We start from the raw sequence: 15,962 nt of genomic DNA, 5'->3' as shown, positions 1-15,962 counted from the left end.
GGGGGGGCCTATCCCCTCGGCGAGGGGGGGGGGCCGGGTTAGGGGGGTTTCTTTTGGGGGGGGGGGGGGGAACGGCTCGGTGGGTCGCCCCGCGGACGTTTGCAACGCTAACACAACTCGTAATCATCGATTACAGTCAGGTGGGCGCCGACCCGTCCCCGGAGGTCTCGCGGGAGGATTCGCGCAGGTCCGGCCTGTTAGCGCTGCTACCGTGGGAGCATGTCGACGGCCCGAGAACGCATCCTGGAAGCCACCGAGGAACTACTGGCCGACAAGGACGCGCAGGCGATCTCGACCCGGGCCATCTGCGACCGGGCGAAGGTCGGCATGCCCGAGATCTACCGCCAGTTCGGCGACAAGCAGGGGCTGCTCACGGCGGTGGCCGACATCGGCTTCGCGCGCTTCCTCGCCGAGAAGAGGCGCAACCCGCTCACCGACGACCCGGTGGCGGACCTGCGCACGGCCTGGGACAGCCACGTCGCGTTCGCGCTGCGCAACCCGCACCTCTACCGCCTGATGTTCGCGCCGGCGGGCGACACCAAGCCGCAAGCACTTGAAGAGGCCCGGGCGATCCTGCTGAAGGCCGTGGAGCGCTGCCGCGACGCCGGCCGCCTGCGCATGCCCCCGGAACTGGCCGGCCGGTCGATCCTCTCCGCCAACGTAGGCGTGTGCGTGATGGCGCTCTCCTTTCCCGACCCCTTCGGGGACCTCGACGCCTCACGCGCGGTACGGGACGCGGTGATCGACCGGATCACCGGCGGCGAGCGGGAGGACACCCGTATCGGCGCCGCGACGGTCCTGGCCCAGGCCCTGCTGGGGACGCTGACGGGGACGGCGCCTGTGAACGCCGCCGTACTCGACGAGTTGACGGCATTTCCGGTAGAATGAAACATTTGCGGGCAGCGGGCAGCGGGCAGCGGGCAGCGGGCAGCGGGCAGCGGGCAGCGGGCAGCGGGACGTGCTCGTCGCCGTCCGGTCCGCCGGGGCCCTCCACCGGCTCCTCGACGTCCTGCCCGTCTTCGACGGTGACGAGCGCGTCGCCGTCCGGTTCACCCTGGTGCCCGGTTCGAAGTTCGCCGTTGAGGCACTCGCCGCCCTGGACCGCTCCGGCGTCCGCACCCTCGCCTGGGAGGAGGCCCTCGACCGCGCGCACGACCTGATCCTGACGGCCAGTCCGAAGGGTGCTCCGCAGGTGCTGTCCGGCCCCCGGGTACTGCTGCCGCACGGCGCGGGCTTCAACAAGACGGTCGACGGCGACGGTTCGCCTCGGCTCCCGTCCGGCCTCGACCCGTACTACCTGCTGGCCGACGGGGAACCATGGGCCAGTCTTCACGCTTTGGCACACGACGAGCAGGTCGCCCGCCTCACCGCGTACTGTCCGCCGGCCGCCGCCCGTGCGGCGGTGGTGGGCGATCCGACCCTGGACCGGCTCCTCGACGCACGGACCCGCAGGGATGACTACCGGGCCGCGCTCGGCACCGGCTCGCGCCGGCTGGTCGTCCTCACGTCCACCTGGGGGCCGGAGTCGCTGCTCCGCCGGCGGCCGGGGCTGCCGGGTGAACTCCTCGGGCTGCTGCCGCACGACGCGTACCAGTTCGCCCTGGTCCTGCATCCCAACGAGTACAGCCGGATCGGCTCGTTCGACCTGTCCCGGCAGCTCGCCCCGGCCCTGAGGGCCGGACTGGTCCTCGCCGGGCCGTACGAGGAGTGGGCCGCCGTCCTGGTCGCGGCCGACGCCGTGATCACCGACCACGGTTCCACCGCCCTGTACGCGGCCGCGCTCGGCCGTGCCGTCGTCGGCGCGTACGACGGCGGGCACGAGCTGATCCCCGGCAGCCCCATGGCGCGGCTGCTCGCGCGGGCGCCCGGTCTCTCCGACGCCGTCGACGCCCCGGACGTCCTGCGGGCCGCCGAGGCCCAGGACGTCACCGACCTCGCGGACGAGGCCTTCGCCCGGCCGGGCCTGGCCCTCCCGCGCCTCCGCACCGAGCTGTACCGGCTGATGGGCCTGGAACCGCGCACCGCACCGGTGGCCCCGCGGCCCCTCCCGCCGCCCGCCGCCGTGCCGTGGCTGCCCGCCGCTTTCGCGGTGCGCGCCGACGTGTCCGGGCGCCGGATCGCGGTCGCCCGGTTCTCCCCGAACATCTCCGGGACGGTCCACCACTTGGCGGCCGAACACCCGACGGCCGACCGGCGTGCGCTGCAGAGCGCGTCGGTGCTGTGGCGCCGGGCCGGAACGGCGTCCGCAGCGCCCGGCCCCACCACCCGGCCGGCATCCGCCGCTCCCGCCGCCTGGACGGCGGCCGGCTGGACGGCCGCCGTCCAGGACGAGTTCCCCGGCTGCCGGACGGCCGCCGCGGTCCTCACCCCCGACCGCGTCCTGCTCAGGCACCACACGGCGGGAACGCTCAGCGTCCGCGTCGAGCCCTGCCGGGCCTCCGGGCGGATCCTGCGGGCCGATCCGGCGGCCGTGGTCTCGGCGGTCCACGCCTGGCTGGCCCCCGATGCCACCGGCTCGGCCCCCGGGGAAGGGGATCCCCCGGTGACCCTCGTGTGCGACACCGGCGGGCTCCGCGTCCGCGTCCGGCTCTCCGCGGCCGACGGGGCGGACCTCGACCACGAGCTCTGACCCGAGCGATCCGACACGCGGGATCCGACGGCCTACCGGGTCCGGTCTGCACGATCCGATCTACGTGTTCCGGCCCACACGTTCCGGTCTACGCGTCCTGACCGGCCTCCGGCAGCGCGCCGGACCGCGTCGCCAGCAGCCGTGCCTCCTCCCGGTACCGCTCCGCCTCCCCGGTCTCGCCCAGCTCGTCCGCGAGCGCGGCCAACTCCTCCAGGACGCGCACCTCGTCGGTGGTGGATCCGCGCTCCCGGGCGCTGTCCAGCGCCGCGCGGACCAGAACGGCCGCCTCCGCCGTCCGCCCGGTGCCCCTCAGTGCACGGCCGAGCTCGAACCCGGTCCGCGCCGTCATCCGCTCCCGCTCCAGTTCGCGAGCCATGCCGTGCGCCTCGCCGAGGAGTTCGGCCGCCCTCCCGTGGTCGCCCTGGCGCAGCACCGTACGGCCCAGCAGATAGGTCTGGAGCATGACTCCGTACGCGTTGTCGATCTCCGCGTGCGTCCTCCGGGACGCCTCGAAGTCCACGAGCGCTCCGGCCAGGTCTCCCCCGGCGGACTTCAGCAGCCCCCGGAACTCCACCGCAGAGGCCTTCAGCCTGCGCTCCTCCCGCCCGTCCCCCAGGGATTCGGCGGCGGTCAGCGCCTGCTCCATGTACACCCCGGCCTCCTCGTGGCGCCCCTGCTCCCAGAGGGGCCTGGCCAGCTGGCACCGCATCCGGACCATCGCCGACGGGTCCTCCGCACGGTCGGCCGCCTCCACGCCGGTGCGGAAGGCGTCCGTCACGTCCGCGTAGTGCGGGTGGTCGAGGAAGTGGGTCCACAGGGGTTCGCACAGCGCCCACGCGTCCTCGTACAGCTCCGCCTCGAAGGCGAGCCGGACACAGGCGTACAGGGCGTGCCGCTGCGACTCCAGCCACCACAGGGTCGCCGCCTTGTCCGTGAACCCGATGTCGGATCCGGCCGGGCCGACCGGTTCGGGCAGGGCGGCGAAGGTCATGCGCCGACCGGCCGCGAGGAGGTCCGCCCGGGCCGCCTGCCGCCGGTACCAGCGGATCAGCGCGCGGAGCGCCCCGGCTCGGTCGGCCCCCTCGGGATCGGCCTCCCGCGCGCGCCGGTCGGCGTGCCCTCGGAGCAGGTCGTGCATCCGATGGCCCTCGGGCCGGTTCTCCAGCAGGCCCGCGGACTCCAGCTCCTCCAGGGCGTCCTCGGCGGTCAGCGGCCCGCCGCCGAGGAGGACCGTGGCGGCGGAGACGGGGACGACGGGGCCCGGATAGCACGAGAGCAGGCGGTAGAGCCGTGCGGCCTCCGGCCCAAGGCCCTCGTACGCGGCGTCCCACACCGCCTCCACCATGGGGATCCCCTTCTCGTACAGCTGCTCGGTCAGCTCTGAGACGAGCCGGGACAGGCTGCGCCGGCGGTACTTGCGGACCCACTGGCCGGCCACCTGGAGCGCCGCCGGCAGTCCGCCGCAGCCCCGGGCCAGGTCCGCCACGGCGTCCGGCTCCGCGCCCAGCCGGGGATCGTCCACGATGTGCCCGAGCAGCCGTACGGCGTCCTCCACCGTCAGCGGTTCGACGGGCACCTCGGCCATCGCCACGCCGTCGAGATCGTGGATCGGCCCCTGGCTGGTGACGACGACCAGGCTGCCCGCGGACGCCGGGAGGAGCGGTCCGACCTCGGCGCCGTAGCGGGCGTTGTCGACGACGACGATGAGCCGCTTGTCCCGGGTGCGCGTCCAGTACTGCTTGGAGCGGCCCGCGAAGGACCGCTCCAACCACGCGGGGACGACCCCGAGCCCGCCCAGGAGTTCCGCGACCGCGTCCGCGACCTCGACCACGCCGTCCCTGCGCAGGTCGTCGAGGTCGACGTACAGGACTCCGTCGGGGTACCGCTCGCTGAGACGCCGGGCCTCGTGGAACCCCAGCGCGGTCTTGCCGACGCCGCCGATCCCCGTCAGGCCGACGACCAGCGGACCGGCTCGGCCGGTGTGCTCCTCGACGGCCCGGGTGATCCGCCCCTGCTCGGCCATGCGGTTCTCGAAGTGCGCCAGGGCGGGCGGAAGCTGGAAGGGCACCGGCTGCGGGGGTTCCACACCGTGCAGGTGCTGGTGGAGTTCGCCGATACGGCCGGCCTGGACGACCACCTCGGCACGCCCGTCCATCGTGTTGTACGTGTCCTCAGCCATCCCCCAACCCTACTGATCGCACCGCGTTCTGACGGGAAGACGGACAGCCCGGGAACGGCTGCACCGGGGCCCCGGACTTTCCTATGGTGTGCGGAGGAACCGACGCAGGGAGCGCACCCATGGACCCGATCACGGCGGCCGCCCTCGCGGCACTGGCCGGAGGACTCGGCGGCGAGGCCGGCCGTCATGTGTGGCAGGGACTCGCCACCCTCGTCCGCCGCCCCTTCCGGCGAGGGGAGGGCCAAGAGGCGGTCGAGGTGCCGGGCGTCAGCTCCGGCGAGCCGGAACTCGCCGCGCTGACCGAGGCCCCCGAGGACCCTGCGCGGGCCCAGGAGCTCGCGACGACGCTGGGCGTACGGGCGGCGCTCGACCCCGAGTTCCGGGGGCTCCTCGAAGAGTGGTGGGAGCGGGCGCGGGCGGTCGAGCCGGAGGGCCGGGTGTACAACACCATCAGCGGGGGGACGCAGCAGCAGGTTTTCCAGGGCCAGGACTTCTCGGGTCTGACGTTCAACATCCAGCGGAGTCCGTCGCCCACCGACTGAGACCCGTCCGGCACGTCCCCGTCCCGTGGATCCACTTCACTGCCCAGAACCTCGTGCGGACCCGGGTGGCCGCGACGATCGGCACGGCGGCCGAGTCGCTCGACAGCGTGAAGCTGCTGCGGGTCCCGACGCCGGTCTCGCCTTCCGGCACCGGCAGGTGTCGGTCCGGGGCGTCTGGACGAACGGGCGCGGCCCCTCGCCGCGTTGCCGCCGCCGCTGGGGCCCGACGTCGACGTGTGGAGCCTGACGGGCGACTCGGGGTGCGTCGAGGAGACGGTGGACCGGCCGCTCGGCACGCCCCGGGAGCTGGTCCGCGTCGAGTTCGAGCACATCCGCTTCCGCCCCGCACACCGCTTCCGGGCCCGCGGCCTGGTGGACGGTGACCGCGAGACCTGGCTACAGGTCGCCACGGCGCTACGGGCCTGCCACAGCCTGGCCGTCGCCCCGCGCTGGGACAGGGAGCGCGCATCTGGCCGAGGCCCGCGTCGCACAGGTAAACGCGATGGTCGAGGGCGGGGTCGAGCACCTGCTGAAGACCCTGTGCGGGCCGATGCTGCGCTGGCGGCAGCCGGCCCTCGAACTGGACCACCCGCACGAGGCGGACGTCCATCTGCAGGGACGCGGTCTCGCATCGTCCCCACGATGTTCTCCACGCGGCAGGCCGAACTGCTGCGTCCCGGCCCGGATCCGACCGAGGCCCCCGTCCTCGCCATCCCCACCACCATCGACGCCGTGGCGGACAGCGCGCTGTGGAACGGCGGTCGCTCGGTGAGTGTCGGATGCGGTGGACCGGTCACGGCTCTCGACGAGGCACACGGGCGAGGGCTTCTCGCAACGTACTGCCGAGGTCGGGCACCGTGATTCCCAGCTGGGTGAGCCAGTCCGCGACCTGTTTCACGGTCGCCCGGAGCTCCCCGGCACGCTCGATCAGTTCCTGCAGGGAGACTTCGCTGTCCTTCCTCCAGTGGTCGTCGCGCTCTGCGTCGTACCCGATGAGCCGGAGCGCACCGCCCATGGAAAGCCCTTCCGGAAGACTCGTACACGACAGCGGGATTCCATAAGAAATAATTTTCTCGGTTATTTCCCGAAGGTCACGGAAGGACGACGCGGCGGCTACGACGAGGTGCGCGAAGGGCAGGGAGTCCTCTGTAGTGACGTCCCACCATGAGCAGGGACCCGACGTGCTCAGGAGGATCGAGTCGAGGCTGCCGAATGCAGGGGGGACTCGCAGAGGTATCGCGAATCCGTAATCACGCATCCTGTCCACCACGTCAGCGAGAGAACGTTCGCCCCTTACCGCATCAAAAATGAAACTGTACGGGAAAGGACCCGGAGGAAGGTGATCCAAAGATTCCTCCCATCCATTGCCGTCGAAGATGACCAAATCTCCGACTACTGCATCGTCAGGGAGTGGACGATGATCCACGAAGCCCAAGTCGCGGTACATCCGGTCGATCAGGGATGGCTCCATCTTCAGATTCTTCGCCGCGAGCAGAATCTGCGACGGCGACAACACACGGGGGCGGGAAATCCAGGGGCCGCCCCCTCCACTGAACTGGCGAAGAAGGGTTTCCGTGTCGAAGACGGGGCGATCAGGAAGGCCTTGCTCATCCGTCCGGAGCCCATAGTCGTGAAAACGCGCACACACCTCGGCGACACGAAGGCCGAGCTCATTGCTGAGCTGTGCGATACGCCCCGGGGGTACGGTTTCCCCCGGAGAGAACCAACCCGCCCTCTCGTCTTCGCCGTCGCGCATCAACAGCCGGTCCTTTGTCGCAGCTTCGGCAAGGATGACCACGTCTTCCGGAACGCCGACCCCGCGGTCACGCCACGCTGCCGCCATGTCGGCCGGGGAAACCTCCGCCTTCTTCGAGTCACGAAGCAGACTGCCCACCGTCGGCGATGGGACTTCTTTCGAGCAAACGTCGAACAACCCGAGTTGCATGATGCGCCGGGCTGCCACCTCCGATGTGACGCCCCATGACCCCAGCACCGCGGACAGGTCCTCGTCCTTCCGGAACGGACGAGGACTCCAGTGCCAGTAATCGTGCGATCCACTCTTGGTCGCCATGATCAACTGGTCGGACGGAACCGCGGACAGAGTCGGCACGGGATCACGCAAGTCCGGACAGAATTCGGCCAGCTGGTCCAGTGTCCGGGTCAGCCCGTGGGAAAGAAGCCTCCACAAGTAGATGTGATCCGGGGGACTCCCGATGAAATTCCATAGGGGTTCCTCTCCATTGCGGCGGTAGGAGCCTTTCAGGAGCAGGTGGACGTCACCGGGAAGGATTCCCGTCCTTCCGGTGTCGACCTTCTTCGACCCGAACCTCATCGACCGCCTCGCCCGCACAGCCGCCGCGGTCAGGATGTCGGCCAACTGCGGGCTGCTGTAGGCGACACGGCACACCCATGGGAAATCCAGAAGCGTGCCCTCAGCGACAGCGAGGGAATCCGCCGCGCGGACCGTCACGTCTTCCAGGAAGGGCGCAAGATCGTCAAGGATCTGGGCACGGTCGGCGGACAGTTGAGCGGGGGCGTGCGGCCCGGACAAGTTGATCACGGCGCCGGTGAGCCCCGAATCGGCCGAGGAGAGCACACCGTTGCGGACGGCCGGGTGCACGACCAGCCCGTCCACGAGCAGGCCTCCGCCGCGTTCGGTCCAGGTCAGGGTGACGCCGGGAGGAACATCCGGGCACTCGATGCGCTTGCCGTGGGCATCGAACCCGAACCTCTCCCTGTCGGGCTGCTTCCTTGTCCGCAGGAGGCCGGGCGGCCATTCGGCGTGTCGGTCGGCGTGGGTGGCGGTGGTGTGGAACTCGGCGATGCCGAGCAGTCTTTCCAGGACGCCGACGCAGGACCAGCGTCCTCCGGGCTTTGGATCATCACGCAGGTAGAGTCGTACACGCGTGCCGGGCCGCTCACCGCGTTCGGCCCGTTTGACGATGCGGAAGAGGTGTCCCGGACCGTGGACGGAGACCTCCAGGAGCGGGCCCGGCGTACCCGAGGGCCCCATCCGGCAGGTCGTCACGGTCAGCTCGTCCGCCAACATGAAGTAGCTCAGCACCCCGATGCCGAAACGGCTGTTGGGGAAGAGCTCCACGGGCGGATCCAGTCGCGCCCACTCGGCGCGTTCCAGCTTGAAGTCCGCCTGCTCGGCGAACCGCGCACCGGCCTGGGAGAAGACCCCCCGCAGTTCGGCGGCTCCCATCCCGATGCCATTGTCCAGGCATTCCAGATAGGCGCGGCCCCCTTCGTCCACGCCCTGGAAGAAGGAGATCCGGCCTTCGTAGTCGTAGGACACGGCCCCCGTACGCGCCAGGTACTCGGTCCTGGCCCTGCGGTACCGGCAGGCGTCGAGGGCGTTCTGGTACAGCTCGCGCACCGCGAGGTCCCGGTCCTTGTAGAGCTGGACCCCCATCAGCAGTTCGCGGACCCTGCGCTCGTCCAGCCGGAAGCTCGCCCAGCCGTCGAAGACCCCGTCCGCGGGGCGGACGTCGTCCGCGGAGAACCGCGTGGGCAGGACGGGCATCGGCTGGGTGATGCGCTCCCGGACGGCACGGTGGACCCCGTGCAGGATTTCGTCCGCCCGGGCGGTGTGGCTCCGCAGCCCTTCGATGACGGCCTCGTGATGGCAGTCGGCTCGCAGCACGGGGAAGTCCGCCTGCCCTCCCCACGTAGCCTGCTCAAGGGTCTCGCGGAGGAGGTCGAGATCGACGGAGTGCGGGATTCCCATGTGCTCGACGACGATGTCCGGCAGGGCGACCATGTCCGCGCACGTCGCGTAGGCGAGTGCGATGACGAGGACCAGCCTCCGTTCCCGGACGCGCTGATGGCCGACCACCCGCACCCGGTCGTCGGACGGCAGCTGCTCCAGGAATTCGGCGTTGGACACGTCGGGGCCGCGCCGGACCCCGTGGAGCAACCTGGTGATGCGGGCGGCATTCAGGACCTCCCCGAGGGGCCGTGCCCGCTCGCCGACGAGGTCCAGCAGCTCCCGTACGCCGGCCGCGTCCGCGTGAAGGCCCCGACGCAGGATCCAGCGGTGGAACAGCCACCAACCGATCGGGGCGGCCGCCTCGGGCCTCAATAGCGCTCGCTTGACGAGCATGTCGTTCTCTTCCGCGTACGCCTCGAAGGACGCTCGGTCCTCGTCCGCGCCCGGCACGCACTCCAACCGTGCCGGATCGACCGTCGCGTACCGGGCAGCCGTGCGCAGCAAGTTGGTGCGGTAGAGGAAGGGGAGAAGAACGAGCAGGGCGGCTTCGGCTGGATGGAGGTCGAGCGGTGTGCCCGTGTCCGGTTCGCCCATGAGCCACTCCACACGTTCCGCGAAGCGCTCCGGCATGCCCGGGTCCCGCCAGGGGTCCGCCCCCAGAAGGGCGTCGGCTTCGTCGCGCAGTACCGCCAGTGCTTCGACCACCGCCAGCACGTGGTTCCGGACCGTTTCCGCGTCCCTCATGTGCGACACGTGGTCCCACACCGCCGATCCGGCCGCGGCGCGCGTCCAGGGGTCCTCGGCCTCCGCTCCGCCGTCAGCGGTCGGTGCGGCCCCGTACATGTCCACGTGGACGGACCCTGCCTGGATGACCGGCCCGTTGTACGTACCGCCCGTCATGACGTTGCGGACTCCGGAGTCCCCCATGTCGCACACACCCCCACAAGAAATCCGGGAGGGGTACCGTGCCCCTGTCCCCCAGCCCTCGTTCACTCTTAACACGGCGGCGGCCGACGCGACGGGACATCTCACCGATCCGTGACGACGTCGGCGCCGGTCAGGGGGCCCGCCGCCGACAGGGAAACCGGCGGACGAGCCGCCTGGCGAGGGGCGGACACGTCCGAGGGGAAAGCCTCCGCCGACAGGCCGTCAGGCGTGGTTGACCGGCAGGACGTCCGGGGACAGGGCGCCCGCGTGCGCCGAGGCCGCGGTCATCCGCTTGCGGTGGTGACGGCGGCAGAGGACCTCGTAACCGATCTCCTCCGCCGGGCGGTTCACGTCGCCGACCACGACCTGCTCGCCCTCGACGACCATCTCCCCGCCCACCGTACGGGCGTTGTGCGTGGCCCGGGCGCCGCACCAGCACAGGGCCTCGACCTGGAGCTGTTCTATGCGGTCCGCCAGCTCGATCAGCCGCTGCGAACCGGGGAAGAGCTTCGTGCGGAAGTCGGTGGTGATGCCGAAGGCGAAGACGTCCAGTCCCAGGTCGTCGACGATGCGGGCGAGCTGGTCGATCTGCTCGGGGGCGAGGAACTGCGCCTCGTCCACGATCACGTAGTCGGCCTTGCCGCCCTGGGAGAGCTGGGCGACGAGGTACGCGTACACGTCCATGTCCCGCGGCGCCTCGACCGCTTCCGTCACCAGGCCGAGCCGGGAGGACAGCTTTCCCTCGCCCGCCCGGTCGTCACGGGTGAAGATCACGCCCTGGAGGCCGCGCGCGTCGCGGTTGTGGGCGATCTGGAGCGCCAGGGTGCTCTTCCCGCAGTCCATGGTTCCGGAGAAGAAGACCAGCTCGGGCATGACGGGTCGGGGACCTTTCGGGGCGTGGGCGACGGAGGGGAGGAGGGAGGTCAGGAGCGCGCTTCGAGCAGCGGGACGAGCTGCTCGGCGGGGGTCATGGACCCGTGCATGCCGGCCATCGCGGACTCGTGGGGCTCGTTGACGGAGGCCGTGATGGCCACGTCGTCGTGGGCCGCCACGACGACGTCCCCGATCCGCCCGTACACGCGCTCGTCGACCTCGTCCCCGAACCAGCCGAGGGCGATGGCCTCGTCGCGGCCCGCGACCCAGAACTGCTCGCCGACGACCTCGCGCCAGCAGGTGAGGACGTCCGCCTCGGCGCCGGGCACGGCGTAGACGTGGCGGGCCCGTCCCTCGCCGCCGAGGAGGGCGACGCCGGCGCGCAGCTCCCAGTCCTCGTCGAAGTCGATGCGGTGCTGCTCGTCGAAGGGGATGTCGACCATGCCGTGGTCGGCCGTGACGTACAGGGCCGAGCGGGGCGGCAGCTGTTCGGCGAGCCGCTGCACGAGCCGGTCGACGAACATCAGCTGGCCGCGCCAGGCGTCGGAGTCGATGCCGAAGCGGTGCCCGGCGCCGTCGAGTTCGCTGTAGTACGTGTAGACCAGCGAGCGGTCGCCGGCGGCGAGCTGCTCGGCGGCGAAGTCCATGCGCTCCTCGCCGGAGAGCCGCCCGTGGAACGTTCCGCCGCTGAGCGCGACCTGGGTGAGCGGGGTCTGCGCGAAGGTCGGGGAGGACACCTGGGCGGTGTGCACCCCGGCCTCGTGGGCGAGCCGGAAGACGGTGGGGTACGGCTGCCAGGCGCGCGGCGGGGTCCACGGCTTCCAGCGCAGCTGGTTCATCAGCTCGCCGGTGCCGGGGTCGCGCACGGTGTAGCCGGGCAGTCCGTGGGTGCCCGGGTAGCGGCCGGTGCCGACGGAGGCGAGCGAGGTCGCGGTGGTGGCGGGGAAGCCCGCGGTGATCGGACGGCCCGTGCCGCCCCGCGAGGAACCGAGGAGCGAGGTCAGGTAGGGCGCCTCGTCCGGGTGGTCCTTGATCTGCTCCCAGCCGAGCCCGTCGATCAGGAAGACGCAGTTCCGGTCGGCCGGGGCGAGCTCGGCGATCCGGGGGGTGAAGCCGGGCACCTCCTGGCCCGCGACGAGCGTGGGAAGGAGGTCGCCGAGGGAGCCGGTGGCGTACTCGGGCACCGGCGCGGTCTCCGGCGCGAGCGGGACCGGGTCGTCGGGCCAGCCGTGGGACACGGCGGCGGGCTGCACCATCAGCGGGTGGCGGCGGCGGTGGCCGCGGTGGCTTCGGAGAGCGCCTGGGCGAAGGCGAGGGTCTGCCGGACGGTGTCCGGGCCGTCCCCGGCCTCGCTCACCCGCAGGCTGAGGTCGTCGGCGGTGGAGTTGCCCGTGTAGCCGTGGTCGGCGTCGCAGTTGGCGTCGCCGCAGGCGGCGGGCTCCAGGTCGATGCGGGAGACGGCGCCCCAGCCGATGGTGAGGACCACCTCGCGGGGCAGGGTGCCCGGCGTGTACGACTCGGGGTTGGCGACCACGCGGCTGACGACGACGGACGAGATCCGGTCGAGCTTCACGGACTCGGTGGAGGTCGTGGCGTACGGGGTCGGGGAGCTGGTGTCGGCGGCCTGCTCGTCGGTGTGGCTGACGATGAAGCGGTTCGGCGTCAGGACGAGGACGGTGACGTGGCGGCGGACCTCGTTCGCGTCGAAGGTGGTCTCCTGGTGCACCACGTACGACGCGACGGCCTCGCCGCCGACTGCGGCCTCCACCGCCTCGGCCACGAGGGCCGGGTAGTAGCCGCTGCGCTCGATCGCCGCGCGCAGCCCCTGGGTCGTCGTACCGGTCTTCGCCATGGACTCCATCCTAAGCCCCGGGTAAGGACGGCTCGGCCGGTTGCGGGGACGGCGGGGCCACGGGAAGGGCGGGAAGCTGTGACATCCGACTCCTCCGTCAGTAGTTCGGCAGGCTGCGCGGGCCGAGGTCCGTGCGGGGCGGGGGCGGGGCCAGCCGGACCGTCGCGCCGAGGACGGAGAGGCCGCGGGGCGCCACGACCACCGGCTCCAGGGAGACGGCGACCACCTCGGGATGGTCGTCGACGAGCCGGGAGACCCGGAGGAGGAGCTCCTCCAGGGCCGGGGTGTCGACGGGGGCGGAGCCGCGCCAGCCGAAGAGCAGCGGGGTGGTCCGGAGGGAGCGGACGAGCTCCGCGACGTCCCGGTCGGTGGCCGGGACCAGCCGGTGGGCCGTGTCGCCGAGGAGCTCGGAGGCCGCGCCCGAGAGGCCGAAGGAGAGGACGGCGCCGACGGCCGGGTCGATGGCGGAGCGGACGACGGTGTCGACGCCCCGGGGCACCATGGCCTGGACGACCGGCTGGAGCTCCTCGGGCTTGCCGAGGACCTCGGTCAGCTCGGCGTAGGCCGTGCGGAGCTGCTCCTCGGTGGCCAGGTCGAGCCGGACCCCGCCGAGGTCGGGGCGGTGGCGCAGGTGCGGTGCGGTCGTCTTGAGGGCGACGGGGTAGCCGAGCCGGCCGGCGGCCGCGACGGCGGCGTCGGGCGTGGGCGCGGGCAGGGTCGGCAGGGCGGTGATCCCGTACCGGGCGAGCAGCTCGCCGGCCTGGTCGGTGCCGAGGGTCACGCCCCGCGGGTCCGCCTCCGCGGCGCCGAGCACCCGCCGGATCAGGGCGGCGGCCCCCGCCTCGTCGATGTCCTCGTACTCGGGCACCCGCCCGGGCTCGGCGGCCTGCCGCCGCCACTGCCCGTACCGCACGGCCTCGGCGAGGGCCCGCACGGCCCGCTCGGCGGCGGGGTAGGCGGGGATGGTGACGGTGACCGGGGGGCGGTCTCCGTCCGGGGCACGCGATCCGTCCGGGGAACCCTCCACGGCGGAGACCGGGACCGGGCCGGGGGCCCGGACGGGGCCGGACGCCGGGGCCGGGTCGGGGCGCTGGGCCGGATCGGTGGCCGGGACCGGGCCGGGGCCCCTGGTCCGGCCGGGCGGCGTCGCCGGTTCCGCGCCGGGCGGCGTCGCCGGTACGGGTCCGGGCGGCGTCGCCGGTACGGGTCCGGGCGGCGTCGCCGGTACGGGTCCGGGCCCGGCGCCCGTACCCACTCCCGTACCCGTACTCGTACTCGTCACCGCCCCGGCCCCCCGTCCCGCCGGTGTCGGCCTCGTGCTCGTCGCCACCGCCAGGGCCTCCGCGAGGCCGCCCATCTCGACGTGGACGACGACGACCGGCTTCGTCGGGGCGGGGGCCGAGGCGACGGCCTCGCGGAGGGCGGCCGCGAGGACCTCGCCGTCGCCGAACTCGGTGGCGCCGTCCTCGCCGACCCACGGGATCGCGGTCACGACGACCGCGTCGGACGTCTCGTCCGCGAGGGCCGCCGCCAGCGCGTCCCGGAAGTCCGCCGGGACCGCCGCGGTGGTCAGGTCGAGGGGCCGCAGCGGACGCAGTCCCTCGGTGAGGCAGGCGTCGTACGTGAGGAGGCCGAGCGACTCGGAGTTGCCGAGGATCGCGACCCGGGGCCCGGCGGGCAGCGGCTGGGCGGCGAGGAGCAGACCGGCGTCCACGAGCTCGGTGACGGTGTCGACGCGGATCACCCCGGCCTGCCGGAGCAGCGCGGAGACCGTGGCGTGCGGGACCCGGGTGACGGGCACCCGGTGGCCGGGCGGGGCGCTGCCGCTGTGCCGGGCGCCCTTGACGACGACGACCGGCTTGACGGCGGCGGTGCGGCGGGCGAGCCGGGTGAACTTCCGGGGGTTGCCGATCGACTCCAGGTAGAGGAGGACGACGTCGGTGCCGGGGTCGTCGTACCAGTGCTGGAGGAAGTCGTTGCCGGAGACGTCGGCGCGGTTGCCGGCCGAGATGAAGGAGGAGAGTCCGGCGCCCCGCCGGTGCAGTCCGGCGAGGAGGGCGATCCCGATCGCGCCGGACTGGGTGAAGAGCCCGATCCGCCCGGCGGCCGGCATCTGCGGCGCGAGGGAGGCGTTGAGCCGGACGTCGTCGGCGGTGTTGATGATGCCGAAGGCGTTGGGCCCGATGATCCGCATGCCGTACGAGCGGGCCTGCCGCACGAGCCGGCGCTGCCGCTCGCGGCCGTCCGGGCCGCTCTCGGCGTATCCGGCGGAGAGGACGACGAGGCCCCGCACCCCGTGCTCGCCGCAGTCCGCGACGGCCTCCAGCACCCGTTCGGCGGGGACGGCGACGACCGCGAGGTCCACGGGCTCGCCGATGGCGCCGACGGAGCGGTACGCGGGGACCCCGTCGAGTTCGACCGTGCCGCCGGCGCCGTCGCCGGTTTCGGGGAGCGCGGCGTTCACCGCGTACACGCGTCCGGTGAAGCCCGCTCCGAGGAGGTTGCGCAGGACGGTCCGGCCGACGCCGCCGGGCGCGCGGCCGGCGCCGACCACGGCGACGGAGGCGGGGGTGAGCAGCCGCTGCACGGAGTGGGCCTCGGCGCGCTGCTCGCGGGCGCGCTGGACGGCGAGGGACCGGTCGGTGGGTTCCAGGTCGAGGTGGAGCCGTACGGAGCCGTCCTCGAAGCTGCGCTTCTGGGTGTAGCCCGCGTCGGTGAAGACCTTGATCATCTTGGTGTTGGCGGGGAGCACCTCGGCGGCGAAGCGCCGGATGCCCCGCTCGCGGGCCACCGCCGCGATGTGTTCGAGCAGGGCGGAGGCGACGCCCCTCCCCTGGTGGGCGTCCTGGACGAGGAAGGCGACCTCGGCCTCGTCGGCCGGGGCGGAGGCGGGCAGTCCGCGGTCGTTGATGCGGTCGTAGCGGACGGTGGCGATGAACTCGCCCCCGACGGTCGCCGCGAGTCCCACCCGGTCCACGAAGTCGTGGTGGGTGAAGCGGTGCACGTCCTTGGCGGAGAGGCGCGGGTAGGGGGCGAAGAAGCGGTAGTACTTCGACTCGTCCGAGACCTGCTCGTAGAAGCTGACGAGCCGGTCGGCGTCGTCGGCGGTGATGGGTCTGATGCGCGCGGTGCCGCCGTCGCGGAGCACCACGTCCGCCTCCCAGTGGTCGGGGTAGGCGTGCTCCGGCGTTGCCTGCGGTTCCGCCGCTTCCGACTGCTCCGACGCGCTCTGCATGGGGTCAGCC

General features: G+C 72.5%; 9 protein-coding genes. 3 read left to right on the top strand and 6 right to left on the bottom strand.

Annotation, left to right across the window (positions count from 1 at the left end; translation table 11 throughout):
* Positions 1-219: 219 nt before the first annotated feature.
* Positions 220-888 (top strand): TetR/AcrR family transcriptional regulator, encoded by a 669-nt coding sequence (locus ADL08_RS22920; RefSeq protein ID WP_053645954.1) that lies wholly within the window; start codon positions 220-222, stop codon positions 886-888.
* A 70-nt stretch (positions 889-958) separates the two neighbouring features.
* Positions 959-2,629: a hypothetical protein gene (locus tag ADL08_RS22915; protein ID WP_053645952.1), complete on the top strand. Its 1,671-nt coding sequence runs from the start codon at positions 959-961 to the stop codon at positions 2,627-2,629.
* Between the two features lie 88 nt (positions 2,630-2,717).
* Here ADL08_RS22915 and ADL08_RS22910 read toward each other — a convergent pair whose 3' ends face one another.
* On the bottom strand, positions 2,718-4,808 hold the full coding sequence (locus ADL08_RS22910; protein ID WP_078968191.1) for a hypothetical protein: 2,091 nt from the start codon (positions 4,806-4,808) through the stop codon (positions 2,718-2,720).
* A gap of 119 nt (positions 4,809-4,927) precedes the next feature.
* Between ADL08_RS22910 and ADL08_RS22905 the strand changes: the two genes are divergently transcribed.
* Positions 4,928-5,350 (top strand): hypothetical protein, encoded by a 423-nt coding sequence (locus tag ADL08_RS22905; RefSeq protein ID WP_053645950.1) that lies wholly within the window; start codon positions 4,928-4,930, stop codon positions 5,348-5,350.
* 793 nt (positions 5,351-6,143) lie between these two features.
* Here the strand turns inward: ADL08_RS22905 and ADL08_RS22900 are convergent.
* The 5 genes from ADL08_RS22900 to ADL08_RS22880 form a co-directional block, all read right to left on the bottom strand.
* The gene (locus ADL08_RS22900) at positions 6,144-9,992 is read right to left on the bottom strand and encodes an ATP-binding protein (protein ID WP_159043072.1); all 3,849 of its coding nucleotides are present in this window, start codon (positions 9,990-9,992) and stop codon (positions 6,144-6,146) included.
* Positions 9,993-10,214: 222 nt separating this feature from the next.
* A complete protein-coding gene (locus ADL08_RS22895; RefSeq protein WP_053645944.1) occupies positions 10,215-10,865 on the bottom strand; it encodes a thymidine kinase in 651 nt (216 codons plus the stop codon).
* A 50-nt stretch (positions 10,866-10,915) separates the two neighbouring features.
* A complete protein-coding gene (locus ADL08_RS22890; protein ID WP_053645942.1) occupies positions 10,916-12,121 on the bottom strand; it encodes an alkaline phosphatase family protein in 1,206 nt (401 codons plus the stop codon).
* Positions 12,121-12,717, bottom strand: coding sequence for a DUF5998 family protein (locus tag ADL08_RS22885; protein ID WP_053645940.1), 597 nt, complete (start codon positions 12,715-12,717; stop codon positions 12,121-12,123). The genes ADL08_RS22890 and ADL08_RS22885 overlap by 1 nt, the downstream gene beginning before the upstream one ends.
* Before the next feature lie 97 nt (positions 12,718-12,814).
* Positions 12,815-15,952, bottom strand: coding sequence for a GNAT family N-acetyltransferase (locus tag ADL08_RS22880; protein WP_053645939.1), 3,138 nt, complete (start codon positions 15,950-15,952; stop codon positions 12,815-12,817).
* Positions 15,953-15,962: the final 10 nt, after the last annotated feature.

This window comes from Streptomyces sp. NRRL F-6492 (genome assembly GCF_001280125.1).
Lineage (GTDB): Bacteria > Actinomycetota > Actinomycetes > Streptomycetales > Streptomycetaceae > Streptomyces.
Note: the sequence above shows the minus strand (reverse complement) of the source record. Positions and strands in the feature narration are given on the sequence as shown.